This is a genomic window from Streptomyces sp. SID13726 (assembly GCF_010548375.1).
Taxonomy (GTDB): Bacteria; Actinomycetota; Actinomycetes; order Streptomycetales; family Streptomycetaceae; genus Streptomyces.
In genome coordinates this window covers 1-413 of sequence record NZ_JAAGLY010000627.1, presented here as the reverse complement: position 1 = coordinate 413, position 413 = coordinate 1, and the positions used below count along the sequence as shown (strand labels likewise).

The window sequence follows — 413 nt, the reverse complement described above, 5'->3', positions numbered from 1 at the left end:
CTGGATGTTGCCGATCGGCTCGGCCGCGGCGCGCACGATCTCGGGCAGGCGCTCGATGAGCTCCTGCACCAGGGCCGCCTCGCCGTACTTCTGGAGCGCGTCGGCCTTCGCGTCGGTCGCCACGGCCTCGGCGCGACCCTCGGCCTCGATCGCGGCGGCGCGGGCCTCACCCTCGGCCTTGATACCGGCGGCGAGAGCGACCTGGCGGTCGCGCTCGGCCTCACCGGCGCGGCGCACGGCCTGCGCGGACGCCTCGGCGTCCTGGATGGCCGCCGTCTTGTTCGCCTCGGCGATGACGGTGCGCTTGTACGCGTCGGCCTCGGTCGCGGCGTTCGCGGCGTCACGGCGCGCGTTCGCCTCCTGGACCTCGGCGTACGCCTTGGCCTCGGCGGGCTTGCGGATCTCGATGTCGA

1 pseudogene is annotated in these 413 nt (G+C 74.6%); it reads right to left on the bottom strand.

Features of this window, described 5'->3' with window-relative positions:
- A pseudogene (locus tag G3I78_RS49470) lies at window positions 1-413 on the bottom strand (flotillin family protein); the annotation flags it as partial.